Origin of the sequence: Streptomyces sp. NBC_00859, assembly GCF_045161865.1 — a bacterium.
Taxonomy (GTDB): Bacteria; Actinomycetota; Actinomycetes; order Streptomycetales; family Streptomycetaceae; genus Streptomyces.
This window is the reverse complement of sequence record NZ_CP108826.1, coordinates 3,886,016-3,903,502: the sequence shown is the minus strand read 5'-3', so window position 1 is coordinate 3,903,502 and position 17,487 is coordinate 3,886,016. Positions and strand designations below refer to the sequence as shown.

Here is a 17,487-nt window from a genome sequence, read left to right as displayed (position 1 = left end):
CATGTCCGTTGCAACAGGTGGTTGTTGGCGAAGCCTGGTGATGATTCCGCACTCTGCGGGGTGCTACGTACGGTCCGAGCGACGTAAGTCTGCTGCTACCAGGTCGAGTTCGGCCCAGACCGCCTTTCCGACGGGGAGTGTCTGTACGTCCCAGCGGGCCGCGACCGTATCGATGATGAGCAGCCCACGCCCGAACTGATCACCCGGGTCGGCGACGCGCGGCACGGGCAGCCGTTCCCCGCGCGGATCGGTCACTGTGATCCGCAGGGCCGCCCCGCCGAGCGTGACGTCGACCCGGAACAGCCGGTCCCGCAGGCAGCCGTGCAGCACGGCGTTTCCGCACAGCTCACCCGCCACGAGGGCGGCGTCACCCGCCAGTTCGGGGTGCCCCCAGTCGGCGACGAGCGACGCGACGTGTCTGCGGGCCAGGGGGACGCTGCGTGGGTACGGCGGGTAGCTGACCTTGTCGTGCCGGACGGTCATGACGGTGCCTCCTCGTGTGAGTGCGGCGGTGGCATCGCCGCTCCGAACCGGCAGGCAGGAGCGGTGCACTTCCGCCAACTGGCGCCGCTGTGCAAGCGGTTGAGTACTGACCGTAGCGGTGTGAATCACTGGGCAGCAAGTTCTTCGCGCAGAAAGTTCTCTGCCCTTGTTGTGCTGTGTCTGGATGTGACATCAGACTGAGTCGAATTGCGGGGAAGGGGCCTCACATGGCCGGTACGAGTCCTGACCGAGGCAGAACGGTCTCCACTGTCCTGGGGCGACGCCTCGGGGGTGAGCTTCTACGTATGCGTGAGGCGAGTGAACTGCGCCAATCGCATGCGGCCGATGCCCTGACAGCGTCGGTCGCCAAGGTCGCGAAGATAGAGCGCGGGCTCGTCCCGGTACGCGATCCAGATGTCAGGGCGTTGTGTCATCTGTACGGAAATGATGATCCGGGGGCCGTCAGCCGACTGCTGGCCCTCGCCAGGACGGACCGGGAGAGACGCAAGGCGCACGGCTGGTGGAATCAGTACCCGCGGCTCCAGGCGATGGGCGAGTACGTGGCGCTGGAGGATATCGCCACCCTTGTACGTACTTGGCAGGTGGCCGTGGTCCCGGGGCTGCTACAGACTGCTGATTACGCACGCGCCCTCGCGGTCGGCAATGGCTCGTGGTCCGACCTTGACGAGATCGATCCGTTCGTCGAGTCCCGCATGGCGCGCAAGGCGCGGCTGGTGGGAGAACATCCGCTGGAGCTGTGGGCGGTCGTGGGCGAGGGCTGTCTGCGACAGCTGGTCGGCGGCCGGGAAGTGATGCGTGCGCAGCTTGGTCATTTGCTGGAAATGGCGCGCCGTCCGCACGTGAAGTTGCAGGTGGTTCCGTTCCTCGCGGGCGCCCACCCAGGGATGACCAGCGCTTTTACGATTGTCTCCTTCGCCGAGCCGGGTTCGCTGGATGTGGTGCACATGGATACCACGTCGACCACCCTGTGGCTGGAGGGCGATACTGATGCCGCGCGCCACGGCCAACTGTTCGATCGCATTGCTCGGTTGGGGCTGTCTCAGCGCAATTCGACCAGGCTGATAGAGAGTGCTCTCAAGGAGCTGTAACGCGTGAACCCGTTCGAGTTCGTCAAGTCCAGCTTCAGCGGGGGCAACGCCGGACAGGAGTGCGTCGAGGTCGCCCTCAACGTCCCCGGCACCGTGGCCGTGCGCGACTCGAAGAACACAGTGGGCCCCGTCATCCGCCTCACCCCCGCCGCCTGGGCCGCATTCCGGTCCGGCGTGACGCGGGAACCGTAGACCGCCCGGCCCGACGCTGGACGCGCGCAGGGCCGGGTCGCAGTCGGTGCGGGCTCGGCGGATGTCACGGCTGGAATGTCAGGGCAGGGATGTCACGGTGCGCTGTAGCCGCTCTCGCCGGGCCTGCGGCAGCCGACGATGTGGGACATCGGGATGTCCCCGAAGAAGTCCATCTCCTGGGTCGGGCCGACAGGGCCCATGACGACCACCGTCGCCGATTCCAGGGTCGTGCTGTTCGCGTAGAGGGTCGGCTTGGCCAGGAGCTTGCTCCTCGCGGGAGGCCCTTCGAAGCGGTACAGGCCCGAGACCGCCACCTTGTAAATGTGCCTGTCCGCGCTGGCGAAGCCGCCGCAGCCCTCGTTCGTCGCCATGGACACCAGGTGCTGATTGGGGCTTCTGATGTGTGCCTGGGCGTAGCCGACCGGGTCGTTGAAGAACGAGGTCAGTTCGCTCTTGACGGATGCAGGCCGCCACGACCTCATGCCGCCCGACTTCTTGAGGTCCTCCGGGGCGCGCCCGTCAGCGCGGTAGAACTCCATCGTCCCCGCGTCCCCCGCGAGCGTGTACTGGTGCGTGGGGGCAGCCGCCTGCGACGGCTCGGGGTCCTGTGAGCCCCCGGCGCCGGTCTTGGCTGCGGTCAGGTTCGCGGGCTTGTGCGGTACTGGCGGGGCGGGCATCCTCTGCACCGCCACGCCGCCGTCGGAGAGGGCGACGGCCGCCTTCGGGTCCACCGAGCGCTGCGCCGTGGGGGCGTGACCACAGCCGGTGCCGTGGGTGTGACGCTGCTCCTCGATGGCGCGGGTCACGGCAGCGTTCCCCGCCTTGCGCTGCAGGGCCAGCAATCCGTCCGGAGGGCCCGGCTCCGTGGTTCCGCGTACTTGTCCCCGGCCGCTGGCCGCGTGATTCCGTTGTTCCCGCGCGTGCACGATGTTCCCTCCATTGCCGACACCACAGCATTACCGGTGAGGATGTGCCCGGCGGAAGGGCCTCGGGGGCAGATCCTGGGGCGTCCGGAACGGCCCATGGGGCACCGCCGGGTGCCCTTGCCCAGGGAGGCGGGCGAGCGAAGGGGCCGTACGACTTTCACCCGGTGCGGGCTGCCTGCGAAAGCACCCTTTCACCCGTGGGACACCGCCCCGGTGGGCCGGTCTCGTACGCAGCCCTACGGGCGGTTCAGCACGTACACCGGCATCCCGTCCGGCGACGCGCCGGCAGCGCGGATGCAGGCGTGCTTGCGCATGAACCGCAGGCATTCGTTGACGCGGTGTACCGAAAGGCCCGTCCGGGCGGCGATGGAGTCCAGGGGTACCCGCAACTCGCCGTCGTCGACGAGGACCGGTGCGATGGTGACGGCCACGGCCCAGACGTCCTCCGTCACCGACATGCGCGTCCTCCAGCTCGCCAGGACGGCTTCCGCGGTGGGGCGTTCGGGGCGGGAGTCCTGAGTCTGCCCCGCCGGGTGCCGTTCGCCCAGGCGGTCCGCGATCCGCCCGGCGGACTGAGCGGTGGACTGCTGTGCCGTGAGCATCTCCCGCTGAACGGAGAGCGTTTCGCGCTGCAAGGTCAGGTGTTCCCGTTCCATCGCGAGGCGTTCACGCTGCACAGCCGCGAACTCCTCATCCAGCCGTATGTTGCGCTCCTCAAGGCGGACGATCGCGTTCACCATCTGCTCCGGCATGGCGTAGGCGAGGGGGGCGGGTGGTTCTGACGGCGGGCCCGCTGCACTGGGGAGGGAGTACGAACCCTCCCGTTGCACAGTGACGACCACCTCAGTCATCCAGACCTTGAAGGGCCGCGTCGCCGGCTTCGTTGCTGCGGCGATCAACATGATGAGACCGTTCAAGTTCACTATGTTCATCGACTTCTTGAAGCCGTGACCAGCAGGAATGGGTGAAGCGTAACGTGTAGTTACGCTTCCGAGCTGGGTTCGGAACGCTTCGGGAACGTGATCCTTGAGGGTCTTTCTGGGGTTGGTGTACCCGAGCTCTCCCAGCACGTCCACCACTGGAAACCAGTGACTTCCGTCCGGCATCGTCAGCCGTCTGATCCGGGCGCCTGTCGCCCCGTAAACGAAGTCGCTAATGTCGATCGCCTCGCGCCGGGCAGCCGGTTCCGATCGGTTGCTGTGATCAATGCTGTGATCGCTCATGCGAACCACCTCCACGCGGAACGTAGGACGGCTCAATTGGAATATGCCAGCTGGGGATGGAATATTCACGATTGCGAGTGAATGTGCCCGAAAACGCTGCGGTGGCGTAAACCGAACGTCCGGTGTGTCTACGTCCGAGGGCCGAAGCGGGGTGGTGGCCGTGCGGGGTGGGATGGGCGGATGAGTACTCTCCGGTATCCGAGCGATCCCGCCGTCCTGGGCCGTCTGGCCACCGAGCGGAATGTGTGGCTGTGCGGTGTACGTCCGGACGGGTCGCCCCATGTGACTCCGGTGTGGTTCGTCTTCGCCCAGGGAAGCTGGTGGATCGGTGTCGACGGCAATTCGGTCAAGGTGCGTAATTTCCGCGTGAACCCTCGTGTATCCCTGGCGCTGGAGGACGGGCGGGCCCCCGTCGTCGCGGAGGGCGAGGTGCGGCTTCGCCATGACGGGTTTCCCGCAGAGGTGACGGCCGCCTTCGCGGCGAAGTACGCATGGGACGTCACGGTTCCGGACCGCCCGGACAGCGAGCGCGTGCTGCTTGAAATCCCGGTCAGTCGCTGGTTGTTGTGCGGTGCCGCGCAGTGAGGCCGGAGTTGCGATTCTCGGCTGGTCCCGGCTGGTCCCGGCTGGTCCCGGCGGGTCTCGGCTGGTCTCAGCTTCGGGCGCGAGGGGCGAGGACCACGCCGACCTGCCGCCGCCTGGCGAAGGCCCTTCAGCCGCGATACCCGCCCCGCCACGGAGGAGGGGCGGGGCGGGAGTACGGAAGCAGGTCGGCGCTGCAATGGGGTTACTCGGGCCCCTGGTTGAACCTTGATGTGGCCCAGAGGTAGCCGAGCGCGGTGAGGGCGATGCACCAGGTGGCGGCGATCCACGCGTTGTTGCCGATTCCGATTCCGGTGCCGAGGCGGAGGCCTCGGAGGGTTTCGATGGCGGGAGTGAAGGGTTGGTACTGGGCGAAGGGCTGGACCCAGCCGGGCATGGAGTGGAGTGGGGTGAGGGCGCTGGAGAGGAGGGGAGCCGGGCGTAGACGTCAGGCGCGGGCGCGGCGGATGTCGATGTTCCCGAAGCGCGTACGGGCGCGGACCTCGACAGTGTCCTCGGACTTCTCCGGCCCCTCGGACGCGGCCAGCGAGTTGTGTACGCTCCCGGAACCCGAGTTGACGTCGAGCCAGGCGGCGCTGCCCTCCCGTACGCCCACGTCGATGGATCCGTAGGAGGTCTCCAACTGGACGACCCCTCGGCGGACTTCAGCGACACGGATGGTTCCGTTGGCGGTGGTGGCCGCGACGGATGCCTGGGCGCGCTCGATGATGATGTCGCCGTTGGCGCCACTGACCCGCAGGTCGTCGGCGGCATCGCTGATGCTGGTGGTGCCGTGCGAGTTCTTCAGGGCGGCGACGCCCGTGACCGTGCCGACGCGCATGCTGCCGGAACTGGTGGTGATTTCCGCGGAGCCCTCGACGCGGTCCACGGTGATGGACCCGTGGGACGCCGTCAGCTGGAGCGGCCCGGTCGTGTCGAGGCGGACGTCACCGGACGAGGTCTTCACGCGTACCTCGCCGAGCCGGCCTTCGCCGAGAACCTGCGCCCAGGACCCGGTCATCTCGACACGTGAGTCCGTGGGCAGTTCGACCGTCACGTCGACGGTGCCGGTCCGCCCGAACGGGTAGCGCTGCTTGGGCGTTTTGATGTGGAGCTTGCCGCCCGAGTAGGTGACTTCGGTCTGCTCGGCGGCCCGTACGTCCTGGTCCTTCTTCGGGTCGCGGGGGGCCACGTCCACGACGGTGTCGGGGCGGTCGGCCGCGGCGAACTGGATGGATCCCGCGTCCACACGGGCGTTGACCGAGATCGGCTGGGGAGTGTCGAAAGAAGGCATGGCTGTCCCGTCCTCTTGGGTCCTCGTGAAATTCGATGGCGCCCCCGCCGGTGGGGACGTGGTGTGGATGAAGCTGTCGCGACGGGCCGGCTAACGAACCCAGCCCGTGAAGCTCTGGCCGACGGCCCTGGTCTTCCCCGCGGTACGGGGGGCGGTGGCGCCACCCGTGTCGACGGCGCCCGCCACAACGCGTACGAGCCATGCGTTGACCGAGAGGCCCTCGCTGCCGGCCGCCTCCTCGGCGCGTGCCTTGAGCTGGGCGGGCAGGCGCAGGTTGACGCGGGATGTGCCGCCCTCGTCCGTGTCCGCGGTGGCCGGAGCCTGGGCTGGCGCCGGTGTGTCGTGCGGTTCGGTCCTGTCCTGGTGCTGCGGCAGCACCACCACGAAGTCGGGGTCGAGACCGCGCAGCCGTACATCGACCGAGCCGGGGGCGAGTTCACGGGTGATCTCGTCCGTGGCGGCGGACAGCACATTGAGCAGGGTCAGACGGGTGGCCGACTCCAGCGGCGCGGTCAGCCGCTCGGCGAGCTCGCGGGCTTCGTCGCCCCCGGCTTCGGCGGCCACCGCCAGTTCCCTGCGGAGTGTTTCGACGTACGGTGTGAGGTCCATGGCGCAATAGTGGCACCACTATGGCGCCATGGCAAGCGTTAAAGGGTGATGCGTGGTGCGGGGTGCGGTCCGGGGGGAGTGGTTGGTCACTTTATTGCAGGTCAATGGCGTGTTGAGGAGAGATGAGGTCTGCGGCGTCAAGCCGTTCCGGGTGGTGCTGAGTGGTGTCGACCGGGACTCGGGGCTCTCGGATGGCGCCACTTGGCGTCGCGTGATGCCGTCTGGCGCTATCCGTGTGCCATTTCGTGCCACCTGGCGCCACCCCCTGCCCCTGCGGCCGGTGCCGACCGTAGGGGCAGGGGGTCGGGTGACCCCCTGTCCGTCCCGGCATCCGGACGCTCCACCGAACGCATCCCTGTTGTATCTATGCTGTGCGCATGCCCGTCGCCCCGCTGAAACAGCCCCCCGCCGCCGACCGCGTCTACGCCCACGTCAAGCAGGCCGTACTCGACCGCCGTTACGAGGGCGGGACCCTCCTCACCGAGGGCGAGCTCGCCGATGCCGTGGGGGTCTCCCGGACACCCGTACGGGAGGCGCTGCTCAAGCTGGAGGTCGAGGGGCTCATCAAGCTGTATCCGAAGAAGGGCGCCCTCGTCCTGGCCGTCTCCGCGCAGGAGATCCACGATGTCGTGGAGACGCGGCTGCTGGTCGAGGAGTTCGCCGCTCGGAAGGCCGTGCCCGCGCCGCCGCGGCTCGTCGAGCGGCTGGCCGAGCTGCTCGACGAGCAGACCGCGCAGGTGGAGTCCGGTGATCTCGCCGGGGCCGCCGTCAGCGACCGCTGTTTCCACGCGGAGATCGTGCGCAGCGCCGGGAACGAGATCCTCTCGCGCCTCTACGACCAGCTGCGCGACCGCCAGCTCCGGATGGGCGTCGCCGTCCTCCACGCGCACCCCGACCGGACCGCCACCACCCTCGCCGAACACGGCGAGATCCTGGAAGCGCTGCGCGCCGGTGACGCCGAGGGAGCCGTCACCGTCGTCCGCCGGCACGTCTCGCGGGTCCGTGACCTGGCCCGGGGGGAGGTCCGATGAGCAGCGTCGCGCTGCCCGGCGATCCGCCGGGAGGACGGCGGGCGGTCACGGTGTGGTCGATCGGCGTCGCCGTCTACTTCGTGGCGATCGTCTTCCGTACCAGCCTGGGCGTGGCGGGCCTGGACGCCGCCGACCGCTTCCACGTCAACGCATCCGCCCTCTCCACGTTCTCCATACTCCAGCTGCTCGTCTACGCCGGGATGCAGATACCCGTCGGCCTGCTGGTGGACCGGTTCGGCACGAAGAAGGTGCTGACCCTCGGCGTGGTGCTGTTCACCCTGGGACAGCTCGGCTTCGCCTTCTCCCCCACGTACGGCACGGCCCTCGCCTCCCGGGCGCTGCTCGGCTGCGGTGACGCCATGACCTTCATCAGCGTGCTGCGGCTCGGCACCCGCTGGTTCCCGGCCCGGCGCGGGCCGATGATCGCCCAGCTCGCGGGTCTTGTCGGCATGGCGGGCAACCTCGTGTCCACCGTCGTCATCTCCCGCACGCTGCACGGCCTCGGCTGGACCGCCACCTTCGCGGGCAGCTCGCTCGCCGGGGTGCTGGTGCTGGTCGTGATGCTGCTCTTCCTCAAGGACCACCCCGAGGGATTCGAGCCGCCGCCCGCCGCGCACCCCGGAGCCACGTCCGTGCGGCGGCAGATCGCCGCCGCGTGGCGCGAGCCCGGCACCCGGCTCGGGCTGTGGGTGCACTTCACCACGCAGTTCCCCGCGATGTTCTTCCTGCTGCTGTGGGGGATGCCCTTCCTCGTCGAGGCGCAGGGTCTGTCGCGCGCCACGGCGGGCGAACTGCTCACCCTGATCGTGCTCTCCAACATGGTCGTCGGCCTCGTGTACGGGCAGATCATCGCCCGGCACCAGGGCGCCCGCGCCCCGATCGCCCTGTCCACGGTGGGTGCGACCGCGCTGCTCTGGGCGTGCACGCTCGGCTACCCGGGGGACCACGCGCCGATGTGGCTGCTGCTGATCCTCTGCACGGTTCTCGGTGCCTGCGGTCCCGCGTCGATGATCGGCTTCGACTTCGCGCGTCCCGCCAACCCTCCGGAACGCCAGGGCACCGCGTCGGGCATCGTCAACATGGGCGGGTTCGTCGCCTCGATGACGACCCTGCTCGCGGTCGGTGTCCTGCTGGACTCGACCGGTGACAACTACCGGATCGCCTTCTGCTCCGTCTTCGTCCTGCAGGCGCTGGGCATCACCCAGATCCTCCGCCTGCGCCGCCGGACCGCACGGCGGGAGGACGAGCGGCTCGTGACCAGCCGGGTGGAAGCCGTGCACGTCCCCGTGTAGGCGTGCCGGTCCCCGGAGGACCCCGGCCCGCCTACGGCGTGACGGCGAACGACTGGAGGATCGCCGCCGCCAGCTCCTGGTCGCCCTCGGCCTTGATCTGGTCCGAGACCGACGCCAGCCTGACCCGCCCGCAGGCCAGCCGGAAGTACGTCTCCCAGTCCATCGCGATCGTCACGGCGGGGCCCAGTGACGGCGCGCCGTCGACCGTGCCCCGTCCGTCGGCGTTCACCCGTACCGTCCGCATGAACTCGACGGTGCCGGTGATGTCGAAGACGACCGCGGTGTTCGGCGGCGCGCCGGCCTCCTTGGCGACGACCTTCGGCAGCCCGCTCACCAGGACGTCGCGGGCCACATAGGCGCCGGGCGAGTCCAGATTGCCCGGCTTGCCGAGGGTGGTGCGCAGATCCTGCTCGTGCACCCACACGTCGAACGCGCGCATCCGCAGCGCCAGTTCCAGGGTCTGCTCCGCGCCGAGCGGCGCGCGCACCATGGTGCCGGGTTCCCGGGTCTCGTTCCGCAGCTGCCGCGAGCGGCGGATGATCGTGTACTCCAGGTCCGCGGTCATCTCCGGCGACGTGTGGTGGCGTCGCACATCGACCTGCATCTCCATGTACCGCTGGTGTTCGGTTCTCACATGGAAGAGGTCGCGCGGCAGCGTGTGGATCGGCCGCGGGTCCCCGAGCTGTTCGTTCTCCATGCCGATGATGTGCGAGATGATGTCGCGCACCGACCAGTTGGGGCAGGGCGTCCCGCGGTTCCACTCGCCCTCCACGAGCGGCTTCACCAGCTCGGATATGGCGTCTGCGGAGTGGGTCCAGGCGTCGGCATAGGTCTGAAGGCTTGGATGGACTGTCACGGGACCCCTCGGAGCGGTGTTCTGCGGTACGGCGGGCGTAGACCTGCTGGTGTTCGAGGCGCTGCTGGGGGTCTGGGGGCATCCCCCCGAAAGGCACAGTACGCTGCCCAGTGGCACCCCGGCAGTGCTTTCGTGTGACGATCGTAGGCCCGCGTTGACGGCCCGAATGCCAGGACGGTGGTAGTGTGCGCGCCTCTCTCCTTCAGATCGCAGTGAATCCGGCGGAATCGCCCGGTTCGCGCCGCTTGCGTGTGGCGGAACTCGTGCGCGAACAGGCGGGTGCGGATCTCGTCGTCCTGCCGGAGCTGTGGCCCGTCGGCGCCTTCGCCTACCGGTCCTTCGAGTCCGAGGCCGAACCGCTGGACGGCCCCACCCACCGGGCGATGGCGAAGGCCGCCCGCGATGCCGGGGTCTGGCTGCACGCGGGATCGATCGTGGAGCGGGACCCCGGAGGACCGCTCTACAACACGTCGCTCGTCTTCACCCCCGACGGCGAACTGTCCGCCGTCTACCGCAAGATCCACCGCTTCGGGTTCGACAAGGGCGAGGCGGTCCTGATGAGCGCGGGAGACGAGCTGGTGACGGTGGATCTGCCGGACACCACGCTCGGCCTCGCCACCTGCTACGACCTCCGCTTCCCCGAGCTCTTCCGAGGCCTGACCGACATGGGCGCCCGGCTCCTCGTCGTCCCGGCGGGCTGGCCCGAGCGCCGCCGCTCCCACTGGACGCTGCTCGCGCAGGCGCGCGCGGTGGAGAACCAGGCGTACGTCCTGGCCTGCGGGTCCGCCGGTACGCACGCGGGTGTGGAGCAGGCGGGCCACAGCATCGTCGTCGACCCGTGGGGTGAGGTGCTCGCGGAGGCGGGTCCGGGCGAGGAGGTCCTGACGGTCGAGCTCGACCCGGCCTTCGTCGCCACGACCCGTGAGCAGTTCCCCGCGCTCAAGGACCGGCGGCTGGGGCTGGCCCCGCCGCGCTGACGACGGGCGCCCGGGGGCGGGTGATCACCGGGCACGGGCCTCCGCCACGTGCGACCAGCCACGTGCGACCAGCCACGTGCCACCTGCGACCTGGCCACCGGTCGTTGGTCACCGGCCACCGTCACCGGCCACCGTCACCGGTCATCCGTCACCGGCCATCCACCACGGAGTACCGCCATGCCTGAACCCGATTGCCTGCGCACCATCCGCGCCTCCTACGACACCGTCGCGGCCGACTACGCCGAACTCCTCGGCGACCAGCTCGCGTCCAGCCCCTACGACCGCGCGATGCTCGCGGCGTTCGCCGACCTCGTCCGGGCGGACGGTGGCGGTCCGGTGGCCGACATCGGCTGCGGTCCCGGCCGGGTGACGGGGCATCTGGACGCGCTGGGTGTGCGGGCGTTCGGGGTGGACCTCTCCCCGGAGATGGTTGCTGTGGCCCGTCGGGCGTACCCAGGTCTGAGGTTCGACGTGGGGTCGATGACCGCTCTCGACCTGGCGGACGGATCGCTCGGCGGTCTGGTCGCCTGGTACTCGATCATCCACCTCCCGCCGGAGCTGCTGCCCTCGGTGTTCGCCGGGTTCCACCGGGTGCTGGCGCCGGGAGGCCGGCTGCTGCTCGCCTTCAAGGCCGGGGACGAGCTCCGCCACCTCGACCACGCCTACGGCCACGACCTCTCGCTCGATGTCCACTGGCTGCCGCCGGGCCGGGTCGCCGGGTGGCTGGCCGACGCCGGTTTCGACGTACGGGCCCAGCTGGTCCGTGCGCCGGACCCACAGGAGAAGCAGCCGCAGGCGTACCTCCAGGCGACCAGGGGACGCTGAGCCGGGCCCACCACGAGCCCACGGGGGCCCGCCCGGCAGGGTCGGACCTGAGCCCACGGGGGTGGGTGGGGGCGGGTCGGCCCTGAGCCCACGAGGGTGGGCAAGGGCGGGTCGGCCCTGCCCGGCGCACCGGCCGTATCGCGCGTCGCAGCTGAGCCGCGCGTCCCGCGTTCCGGGTGCGCGCATCACACCGTCCCGCGTTCCGGGTGCGCCCATCACGTGGTGCCGCACGTCACGCTCACCCACCACGGACTTGACGCGTCTCGGGCCGCCGTGCAAAGTTTCACTAGTCAATTAGTGAAAGAGGGTGCGCCAGTGGCCGACCACCACGTCGAGTACCGCATCGACCGGCACAGCGGCGTCCCCACCTACCTCCAGATCGTTCAGCAGACCCAGCAGGCGCTGCGTCTGGGCCTTCTCGAACCGGGGGACAGGCTCCCGACCGCCCGAGAGGTCGTCGAACTCACGGCCATCAACCCGAACACCGTGCTCAAGGCGTACCGCGAGCTGGAGCGTTCGGGCCTGGTCGAGGGGCGGCGGGGTGTGGGCACCTTCGTTCTCAGAACACTCGACGGCACCGGTGCCGACTCCCCCCTGCGAGCGGAGCTGGACGGCTGGGCCCTGCGGGCCCGTGCCGCCGGTATCGGCAGGGAGAGCGCCGCCGCGCTTCTGACTTCGGTACTGGACGAGCACTTCCCGAAGGGGGACCAGTGAGCACCACCAGCAGCGCACCGGCGGCGATAGAGGCGTCCGGACTCAGCCTGCGCTACGGTCGCGGCCGCCGCGCGGCCCTCGCCCTGCAGGACTGCTCCTTCCGGGTCCCGGCGGGCAGTGTCTGCGCGCTGGTCGGCCCCAACGGCGCGGGCAAGTCCACGCTCCTGCGGATCATCGCCGGGCTGATCCGGCCGGACAGCGGCGCCGGTACAGGTGGCGGCACCGGCACCACCGTCGACGTGCTGGGCGCCGCGCCCGGCACCCACCGTGACCGGGTCGGCTACCTGGACCAGGACCAGCCGCTCTACGGACATCTCTCCATCGCCGACACCCTCGCCCTCGGTGCCCGCCTCAACGCGGGCCACTGGGACGCCGCCTGTGCGGCCCGGATCGTCGAACAGGGCAGCCTCGACCCCAAGTCCAAGATCCGCCGGCTCTCGGGCGGCCAGCGCACCCGAGTGGCACTGGCCCTCACCCTGGGCAAACGGCCCGAGCTCCTGCTGCTCGACGAACCGATGGCAGAGCTCGACCCCCTCGCACGTCAGCAGCTGATGGGCCTGCTGCTGGCCGACGCCGCCGAAAACGGCACCACCGTCCTGCTCTCCTCGCACATCGTCGCCGAACTCGCCTATTCCTGCGACCATTTGCTGCTTCTCGGCGACGGCCGTGTGCGACTGGGCGGGTCCGTCGAAGAGCTGCTCGCCGCGCACACCGTGGTCACCGGCCGGGGCAGCGACCTGTCCCCGCACACGGTCATCGAGTCCCGCCCCACCGGACGCGGCCGCACGGCGCTGATCCGGCCCCGTGGCCCGCTGGCCGATGGCTGGCAGACGCAGGAACCCACCCTGGAAGAGCTGCTGCTGGCTCACCTCCGCGCCCCGTCGTCACCGGCGTTCCTCACGCCGGAGATGCGCGGAGCCACCGCGAGGGCAGCCTGACCGCTCCGCCCGCGCCGCTCCCGCTTCCCGTTCCCCCACCCACAGCCGTACCGCCGCTCACAAGGACCTCTCATGACTGCCGCCTCCCTGGACAAACCCGCCCCCGCCCCCTCGCCCAGCCCCTCGGGTCCCGACCTGTTCCGGGCCGAACTGCGCCTGCACCGGGCGGCGCTGTGGTCCTGGACCGCCTTCGTCGTCGTCACCGCAGGACTGCTTCTCTGGCTGTACGGTCCGGGCGCCGACGCCACACAGAAGCTCTTCGACAAGTTCGGCTACGCCGGAGTGCAGCAGGACGCCTGGCGGGGGGCGGAGTTCTGGCGGTCCACCACCTACAACGACCTCTTCTACGACCCGGCCACCCTGATCGGCATCGCCACATTCTGTGTGGCGCTCTTCGCGGCCGGCCCGCTGATCGCCCGCGAGCTGGAGAGCGGCACCACCAGGCTCGCCTGGTCCCAGTCGGTCTCCCCGGCCCGCTGGCTCGCCGCCAAACTCGCCGTCCCCGCCCTCGTCGTCACCGTGGGCACCGGGCTGCTCATCCTGCTCTACCGGCTGCTGTGGTCATCCCACAGCGATCTGCTGCGTGCCGGGTACGACCCGCGCCACCTGTACTTCTCCATCGGCCCGGCCGCGGTGGTCGCCCCACTCCTCGCCCTTGCCATCGGCGCGCTCTGCGGCCTGCTGCTGCGCCGCACCGTGCCCGCCATGGCCGTCGCGGGCATCGTCCAGTACGTGGTCCTGGCCGTCCGCAGCGGACTGTGGCCCTTCCAGCGCGCCTACCAGGTGCCCGAACTCTCCGTACACAGCCGGGCGATCACATCCACCGGCGCCCGGATCGCCGACCCCGAGTGCTACGACAAGGCGCGGTGCCTCGCCCAGCACGACGTGGTCGGCTTCACCCGCACCTATCTCCCGTCGTCCGACTTCTGGCCCCGCCAGCTCGCGGAGAGCGGCGTCCTCCTCGCCCTGACCGCGCTCGCGGTCGGCATCGCCTTCTGGGTGCTGAAGCGCCGTACGGTCTGATCCGGCCCCGGGACCGCGGAGCGGTCCCCGGTCCTCGGCCCGCCACGACCCCGGGGGCGCTGCGGCACCGCTCACCAAGCCATGACGCTCACCTCACCGGGCCGGCCGGGGCCCATGGAGGGCAGGCCCCGGCTCGGCACTCATGTCCGGGGGCGGTGATCCGGACGTCTGCCGGAGGAGACGGGGCGGACGAGACGGGGCGGGGCCCCTAGCCCTCGTGCTCCTTCTCGTGTTCCTTCTCGTGCATGTGGATCACGGAGACCGCGATGGCGATCATCAGTGCCGGGTCGGAGTCCTCACGGACCACGTTGACCGCGTAGGCGTCCCGCACGCTGAACCACTTCTTCGAGATGTCGGCCAGCAGCTCGTTCTCGTACTCGACCGCGAACTCGCGGTCCAGGATGTTCCCGCTGACCTCCAGCTCGGTGCCGTCGACCATCTTCACGCGGTAGTGGTCGTGCAGGAGAGTGAGCTTCTTCTTCCTGACGGTGGCCAGTTCCTCGCCGTCCCGCTTCAGCGTCATCGTGTCGCTGATGGAGATCAGCTTCTCCTTGAGCGTGATGAGCACCTGCCCGTCGAGGTCCTTGAGCTCAAGGGTGTCGCGGACGCGCATCACCTTGCCGTCGACGAGATAGGCCTTGTGGCCGTGCTCGTTCTCGATCCAGTAGTCGTCGCCGATGTCGAAAATGCGGTCGCGCACAAGGAATTTCATGCGGACGACGTTACCGCCGGGCTCCGTACCGGATCGGGGGCCGGGTGAACTCGCGGGAAACCGTCACACCTTGAGCACCGTGATGCCCGTGCCGCACAGCGGCACCAGGTCGTCCACGTCGGATGTCAGGACGGTGACGGGGCGCGACGCGGCACGCGCGGTGGCGGCGACGATCGCGTCGAGAGCGTACGTGTGGCCGCCGCTGTTTCCCGTATCGCGGAGGACGGCGACGGCTTTCGCGGCTGTCTCCCTGGTTACGGCCTCCACCGTGAGCCGCGACAGCGCCCACTCCAGACGGCCCCGGTGTGCTCCTTGGGGGTCCGCCTCGACGAGAGTGACCGCGCTGATCACCACCCGTATGTCGTGGCGCAGGGCCGCCGCGAGCCTGGCGGTCATGGTGCGGTCCGTCCTGAGGCAGAGCGACAGAGCCTGGCTGTCCAGCACCCAGGTACCGCTCACGCGGCGTGCTCCGCCCCCGGTCGCGAGGGGCCGAACATCTCTCTCTCGGCTGCCGCGATCTCGTCGGGCGTCAGCGCGCCGTGGATCTCCTCGTTCGCCGCGATCAGTTCGGCGAGGCTGTCGCGTTCGATCTGACGCCGTATGGCGGCTTCGGCATAGGGGGAGACCCCGCGTTTCCCGGCCCGGGCGCGAACGGCGGAGATCGTGCCCTCGTGCACAGAGACGGATACGGACGTTTTCGGCCCCTCGCCCGGGGGTAGGCCGGTTCGATCCTGCGCGGTTCGCTCACACACGCACTCTGGCAAAAGTTCTATCAGAGGTGCGGTGGTGTGCCGGCTCCGGTGCGCACCCCTGGGTGCGGCCGAGGTGACGTGCCGCAGGTCACTGGGGGGCAGGTGGCACCCTTGACCCCATGAACGATGTGAATCCCGCACCCCGTCGCGCCCGCGTACGCGCCCCCGAGCTCGTCGGCAAGGGCGGCTGGCTCAACACGGGCGGTCAGCAGTACACCCTCGCTGACCTGCGTGGGCGCGTTGTCGTGCTGGATTTTTGGACCTTCTGCTGCATTAACTGCCTGCACGTGCTCGACGAGCTGCGCGAGCTGGAGCAGAAGCACAGCGACACCGTCGTGATCATCGGCGTGCACTCCCCGAAGTTCGTGCACGAGGCCGAGCACCAGGCCGTCGTCGACGCCGTCGAGCGGTACGGCGTGCACCACCCCGTGCTCGACGACCCCGAGCTGGCCACCTGGAAGCAGTACGCCGTCCGCGCCTGGCCGACGCTCGTGGTGATCGACCCCGAGGGGTACGTCGTCGCCCAGCACGCCGGTGAGGGGCACGCGCACGCCATTGAGACACTCGTCACCGAGCTGGAGGCCGAGCACGCGGCCAAGGGCACGCTGCGGCGGGGCGACGGGCCGTACGTCGCGCCCGAGCCGGTGGCCACCGACCTGCGCTTCCCGGGCAAGGTGATCGCGCTGCCGAACGGCAATCTGCTCGTCTCGGACACCACCCGCCACCAGCTGGTCGAGCTGGAGCCGGACGGGGAGACCGTCGTACGGCGGATCGGTGGCGAGGGCGTGTTCAACGAGCCGCAGGGGCTCGCGCTGCTGCCCGGCGGGAAGGTCGCGGTGGCCGACACGGTCCACCACGCGATCCGTACGTACGACCCGGAGAGCGGTGAGATCGCGCGCGTCGCCGGCACCGGGAAGCAGTGGTGGCAGGGGTCGCCGACCAGTGGGCCCGCTCTCGACGTGGCGCTGTCGTCGCCCTGGGACGTCGCGTGGTTCGGCGGGCGGCTGTGGATCGCCATGGCGGGGGTCCACCAGCTGTGGACCTACGACCCGGAGAGCGGGACCGTCGAGGTGGCGGCCGGTACCACCAACGAGGGGCTGGCCGACGGACCGGCCGGCGAAGCGTGGTTCGCGCAGCCCTCCGGGCTCTCGGCCGCGGGGGACCGGCTGTGGATCGCCGACTCCGAGACGTCGGCGCTGCGCTGGATCGACCAGTACGCCCCTGGGGATTCTGCGGGTGAGGCGGTGGTGCACACCGCCGTCGGCACCGGTCTCTTCGACTTCGGGCACCGGGACGGAGACGCCGGGCAGGCCCTGCTCCAGCACCCGCTGGGCGTGACCGCACTGCCCGACGGTTCGGTGGCCGTGTCCGACACGTACAACCACGCGCTGCGCCGCTACGACCCCGCCACCGGTGAAGTGTCCACGCTGGCAACCGACTTGCGGGAGCCGAGCGACGCGGTGCTCGTCGGGGACGACATCGTCGTGGTGGAGTCGGCGCGGCACCGGCTGACCCGGCTGCGGCTGCCCGATGAGGCCGTACGGGTGGAGAGCGTCGCCCACCGCACCCAGCGGGCCGCGACCGATGTCGCAGCGGGCAGCCTCCGGGTGGACGTCGTCTTCCAGGCGCCCGGCGGTCAGAAGCTGGACACCCGCTACGGGCCGTCCACCCGGCTGCTCGTCTCGTCGACCCCGCCCGAGCTGCTGCTGGAGGGGGACGGGGCCGGTACGGACCTGTTCCGGGACGTGGTGCTGAACCCCGCGGTCACCGAAGGCGTGCTCCATGTGTCGGCGATGGCGGCGTCCTGCGACGACGATCCCGCCGAGGAATACCCGGCCTGCCATGTGCACCAGCAGGACTGGGGCGTCCCCGTCCGCGTGACGGACGACGGGACGGCCCGGCTGGCCCTGGTGCTGGCCGGGATGGACGGCTGACCGGGCGGGAAACGC

General features: G+C 69.9%; 20 protein-coding genes and 1 pseudogene. 11 read left to right on the top strand and 10 right to left on the bottom strand.

Annotated features, from left to right (window positions below; translation table 11 throughout):
* Positions 1 to 63 precede the first annotated feature (63 nt).
* Complete coding sequence (locus tag OG584_RS16695) at positions 64 to 483, bottom strand: ATP-binding protein (RefSeq protein WP_405778692.1); 420 nt, start codon at positions 481 to 483, stop codon at positions 64 to 66.
* A gap of 227 nt (positions 484 to 710) precedes the next feature.
* Here OG584_RS16695 and OG584_RS16690 point away from each other — a divergent pair, with 227 nt between their 5' ends.
* Positions 711 to 1,592: a helix-turn-helix domain-containing protein gene (locus OG584_RS16690; RefSeq protein ID WP_405778690.1), complete on the top strand. Its 882-nt coding sequence runs from the start codon at positions 711 to 713 to the stop codon at positions 1,590 to 1,592.
* A gap of 3 nt (positions 1,593 to 1,595) precedes the next feature.
* Positions 1,596 to 1,784 carry a DUF397 domain-containing protein gene (locus OG584_RS16685; RefSeq protein WP_405778688.1) on the top strand — a complete coding sequence of 63 codons (189 nt, stop codon included), beginning with the start codon at positions 1,596 to 1,598 and terminating at the stop codon, positions 1,782 to 1,784.
* Positions 1,785 to 1,876: 92 nt separating this feature from the next.
* Here the strand turns inward: OG584_RS16685 and OG584_RS16680 are convergent, their stop codons facing one another.
* The gene (locus OG584_RS16680; protein ID WP_405778686.1) at positions 1,877 to 2,590 is read right to left on the bottom strand and encodes a hypothetical protein; all 714 of its coding nucleotides are present in this window, start codon (positions 2,588 to 2,590) and stop codon (positions 1,877 to 1,879) included.
* A gap of 356 nt (positions 2,591 to 2,946) precedes the next feature.
* Complete coding sequence (locus OG584_RS16675) at positions 2,947 to 3,933, bottom strand: BRO family protein (protein ID WP_405778684.1); 987 nt, start codon at positions 3,931 to 3,933, stop codon at positions 2,947 to 2,949.
* Positions 3,934 to 4,113: 180 nt separating this feature from the next.
* Between OG584_RS16675 and OG584_RS16670 the strand changes: the two genes are divergently transcribed.
* Positions 4,114 to 4,518 (top strand): pyridoxamine 5'-phosphate oxidase family protein, encoded by a 405-nt coding sequence (locus tag OG584_RS16670; RefSeq protein WP_405778682.1) that lies wholly within the window; start codon positions 4,114 to 4,116, stop codon positions 4,516 to 4,518.
* A 202-nt stretch (positions 4,519 to 4,720) separates the two neighbouring features.
* On the opposite strand, the pseudogene OG584_RS16665 reads toward OG584_RS16670, so the two are convergent.
* The 3 genes and pseudogenes from OG584_RS16665 to OG584_RS16655 all read right to left on the bottom strand — a co-directional run.
* Positions 4,721 to 4,948, bottom strand: a pseudogene (locus tag OG584_RS16665) (ABC transporter permease); the annotation flags it as partial.
* Between the two features lie 15 nt (positions 4,949 to 4,963).
* Positions 4,964 to 5,809, bottom strand: coding sequence for a DUF4097 family beta strand repeat-containing protein (locus OG584_RS16660; RefSeq protein WP_405778680.1), 846 nt, complete (start codon positions 5,807 to 5,809; stop codon positions 4,964 to 4,966).
* A 90-nt stretch (positions 5,810 to 5,899) separates the two neighbouring features.
* Positions 5,900 to 6,418 carry a toxin-antitoxin system HicB family antitoxin gene (locus OG584_RS16655; protein WP_405778678.1) on the bottom strand — a complete coding sequence of 173 codons (519 nt, stop codon included), beginning with the start codon at positions 6,416 to 6,418 and terminating at the stop codon, positions 5,900 to 5,902.
* Positions 6,419 to 6,795: 377 nt separating this feature from the next.
* Between OG584_RS16655 and OG584_RS16650 the strand changes: the two genes are divergently transcribed.
* Together OG584_RS16650 and OG584_RS16645 are read left to right on the top strand one after the other, a co-directional pair.
* Positions 6,796 to 7,449 (top strand): GntR family transcriptional regulator, encoded by a 654-nt coding sequence (locus tag OG584_RS16650; protein ID WP_405778676.1) that lies wholly within the window; start codon positions 6,796 to 6,798, stop codon positions 7,447 to 7,449.
* Entirely contained in the window at positions 7,446 to 8,741 is a 1,296-nt protein-coding gene (locus OG584_RS16645; RefSeq protein ID WP_405778670.1) for a nitrate/nitrite transporter, read from the top strand. Before OG584_RS16650 ends, OG584_RS16645 begins: the two co-directional genes overlap by 4 nt.
* A 31-nt stretch (positions 8,742 to 8,772) precedes the next feature.
* Here OG584_RS16645 and OG584_RS16640 read toward each other — a convergent pair whose 3' ends face one another.
* On the bottom strand, positions 8,773 to 9,597 hold the full coding sequence (locus OG584_RS16640) for a maleylpyruvate isomerase family mycothiol-dependent enzyme (RefSeq protein WP_405778668.1): 825 nt from the start codon (positions 9,595 to 9,597) through the stop codon (positions 8,773 to 8,775).
* A 185-nt stretch (positions 9,598 to 9,782) separates the two neighbouring features.
* Between OG584_RS16640 and OG584_RS16635 the strand changes: the two genes are divergently transcribed.
* The 5 genes from OG584_RS16635 to OG584_RS16615 all read left to right on the top strand — a co-directional run bounded on the left by OG584_RS16635 (position 9,783) and on the right by OG584_RS16615 (position 14,074).
* Entirely contained in the window at positions 9,783 to 10,574 is a 792-nt protein-coding gene (locus OG584_RS16635) for a carbon-nitrogen family hydrolase (RefSeq protein WP_405778666.1), read from the top strand.
* Between the two features lie 177 nt (positions 10,575 to 10,751).
* Positions 10,752 to 11,399 carry a class I SAM-dependent DNA methyltransferase gene (locus tag OG584_RS16630; RefSeq protein ID WP_405778664.1) on the top strand — a complete coding sequence of 216 codons (648 nt, stop codon included), beginning with the start codon at positions 10,752 to 10,754 and terminating at the stop codon, positions 11,397 to 11,399.
* Between the two features lie 315 nt (positions 11,400 to 11,714).
* Entirely contained in the window at positions 11,715 to 12,113 is a 399-nt protein-coding gene (locus tag OG584_RS16625; protein ID WP_405778662.1) for a GntR family transcriptional regulator, read from the top strand.
* The gene (locus OG584_RS16620; RefSeq protein ID WP_405778660.1) at positions 12,110 to 13,051 is read left to right on the top strand and encodes an ABC transporter ATP-binding protein; all 942 of its coding nucleotides are present in this window, start codon (positions 12,110 to 12,112) and stop codon (positions 13,049 to 13,051) included. The genes OG584_RS16625 and OG584_RS16620 overlap by 4 nt, the downstream gene beginning before the upstream one ends.
* Positions 13,052 to 13,123: 72 nt before the next feature.
* Positions 13,124 to 14,074 carry an ABC transporter permease subunit gene (locus OG584_RS16615; RefSeq protein WP_405778658.1) on the top strand — a complete coding sequence of 317 codons (951 nt, stop codon included), beginning with the start codon at positions 13,124 to 13,126 and terminating at the stop codon, positions 14,072 to 14,074.
* Between the two features lie 208 nt (positions 14,075 to 14,282).
* Here OG584_RS16615 and OG584_RS16610 read toward each other — a convergent pair whose 3' ends face one another.
* The 3 genes from OG584_RS16610 to OG584_RS16600 form a co-directional block, all read right to left on the bottom strand.
* Positions 14,283 to 14,786 (bottom strand): LURP-one-related/scramblase family protein, encoded by a 504-nt coding sequence (locus OG584_RS16610; protein ID WP_405778656.1) that lies wholly within the window; start codon positions 14,784 to 14,786, stop codon positions 14,283 to 14,285.
* Positions 14,787 to 14,849: 63 nt separating this feature from the next.
* A complete protein-coding gene (locus tag OG584_RS16605; RefSeq protein WP_405778654.1) occupies positions 14,850 to 15,245 on the bottom strand; it encodes a DNA-binding protein in 396 nt (131 codons plus the stop codon).
* Positions 15,242 to 15,463, bottom strand: a complete 222-nt coding sequence (locus OG584_RS16600; protein WP_405778652.1) for a hypothetical protein — start codon at positions 15,461 to 15,463, stop codon at positions 15,242 to 15,244. Before OG584_RS16600 ends, OG584_RS16605 begins: the two co-directional genes overlap by 4 nt.
* A gap of 194 nt (positions 15,464 to 15,657) precedes the next feature.
* Here OG584_RS16600 and OG584_RS16595 point away from each other — a divergent pair, with 194 nt between their 5' ends.
* Complete coding sequence (locus OG584_RS16595) at positions 15,658 to 17,472, top strand: NHL domain-containing thioredoxin family protein (protein ID WP_405778650.1); 1,815 nt, start codon at positions 15,658 to 15,660, stop codon at positions 17,470 to 17,472.
* Positions 17,473 to 17,487 lie beyond the last annotated feature (15 nt).

Bases quoted from the DNA above. Each gene is read 5' to 3' on its own strand.
- OG584_RS16595 (WP_405778650.1), top strand. From the start codon at position 15,658: ATGAACGATGTGAATCCCGCACCCCGTCGCGCCCGCGTACGCGCCCCC.
- OG584_RS16630 (WP_405778664.1), top strand. From the start codon at position 10,752: ATGCCTGAACCCGATTGCCTGCGCACCATCCGCGCCTCCTACGACACC.
- OG584_RS16675 (WP_405778684.1), bottom strand. From the start codon at position 3,933: ATGAGCGATCACAGCATTGATCACAGCAACCGATCGGAACCGGCTGCC.
- OG584_RS16695 (WP_405778692.1), bottom strand. From the start codon at position 483: ATGACCGTCCGGCACGACAAGGTCAGCTACCCGCCGTACCCACGCAGC.
- OG584_RS16660 (WP_405778680.1), bottom strand. From the start codon at position 5,809: ATGCCTTCTTTCGACACTCCCCAGCCGATCTCGGTCAACGCCCGTGTG.
- OG584_RS16655 (WP_405778678.1), bottom strand. From the start codon at position 6,418: ATGGACCTCACACCGTACGTCGAAACACTCCGCAGGGAACTGGCGGTG.
- OG584_RS16650 (WP_405778676.1), top strand. From the start codon at position 6,796: ATGCCCGTCGCCCCGCTGAAACAGCCCCCCGCCGCCGACCGCGTCTAC.
- OG584_RS16670 (WP_405778682.1), top strand. From the start codon at position 4,114: ATGAGTACTCTCCGGTATCCGAGCGATCCCGCCGTCCTGGGCCGTCTG.
- OG584_RS16645 (WP_405778670.1), top strand. From the start codon at position 7,446: ATGAGCAGCGTCGCGCTGCCCGGCGATCCGCCGGGAGGACGGCGGGCG.
- OG584_RS16610 (WP_405778656.1), bottom strand. From the start codon at position 14,786: ATGAAATTCCTTGTGCGCGACCGCATTTTCGACATCGGCGACGACTAC.
- OG584_RS16615 (WP_405778658.1), top strand. From the start codon at position 13,124: ATGACTGCCGCCTCCCTGGACAAACCCGCCCCCGCCCCCTCGCCCAGC.
- OG584_RS16690 (WP_405778690.1), top strand. From the start codon at position 711: ATGGCCGGTACGAGTCCTGACCGAGGCAGAACGGTCTCCACTGTCCTG.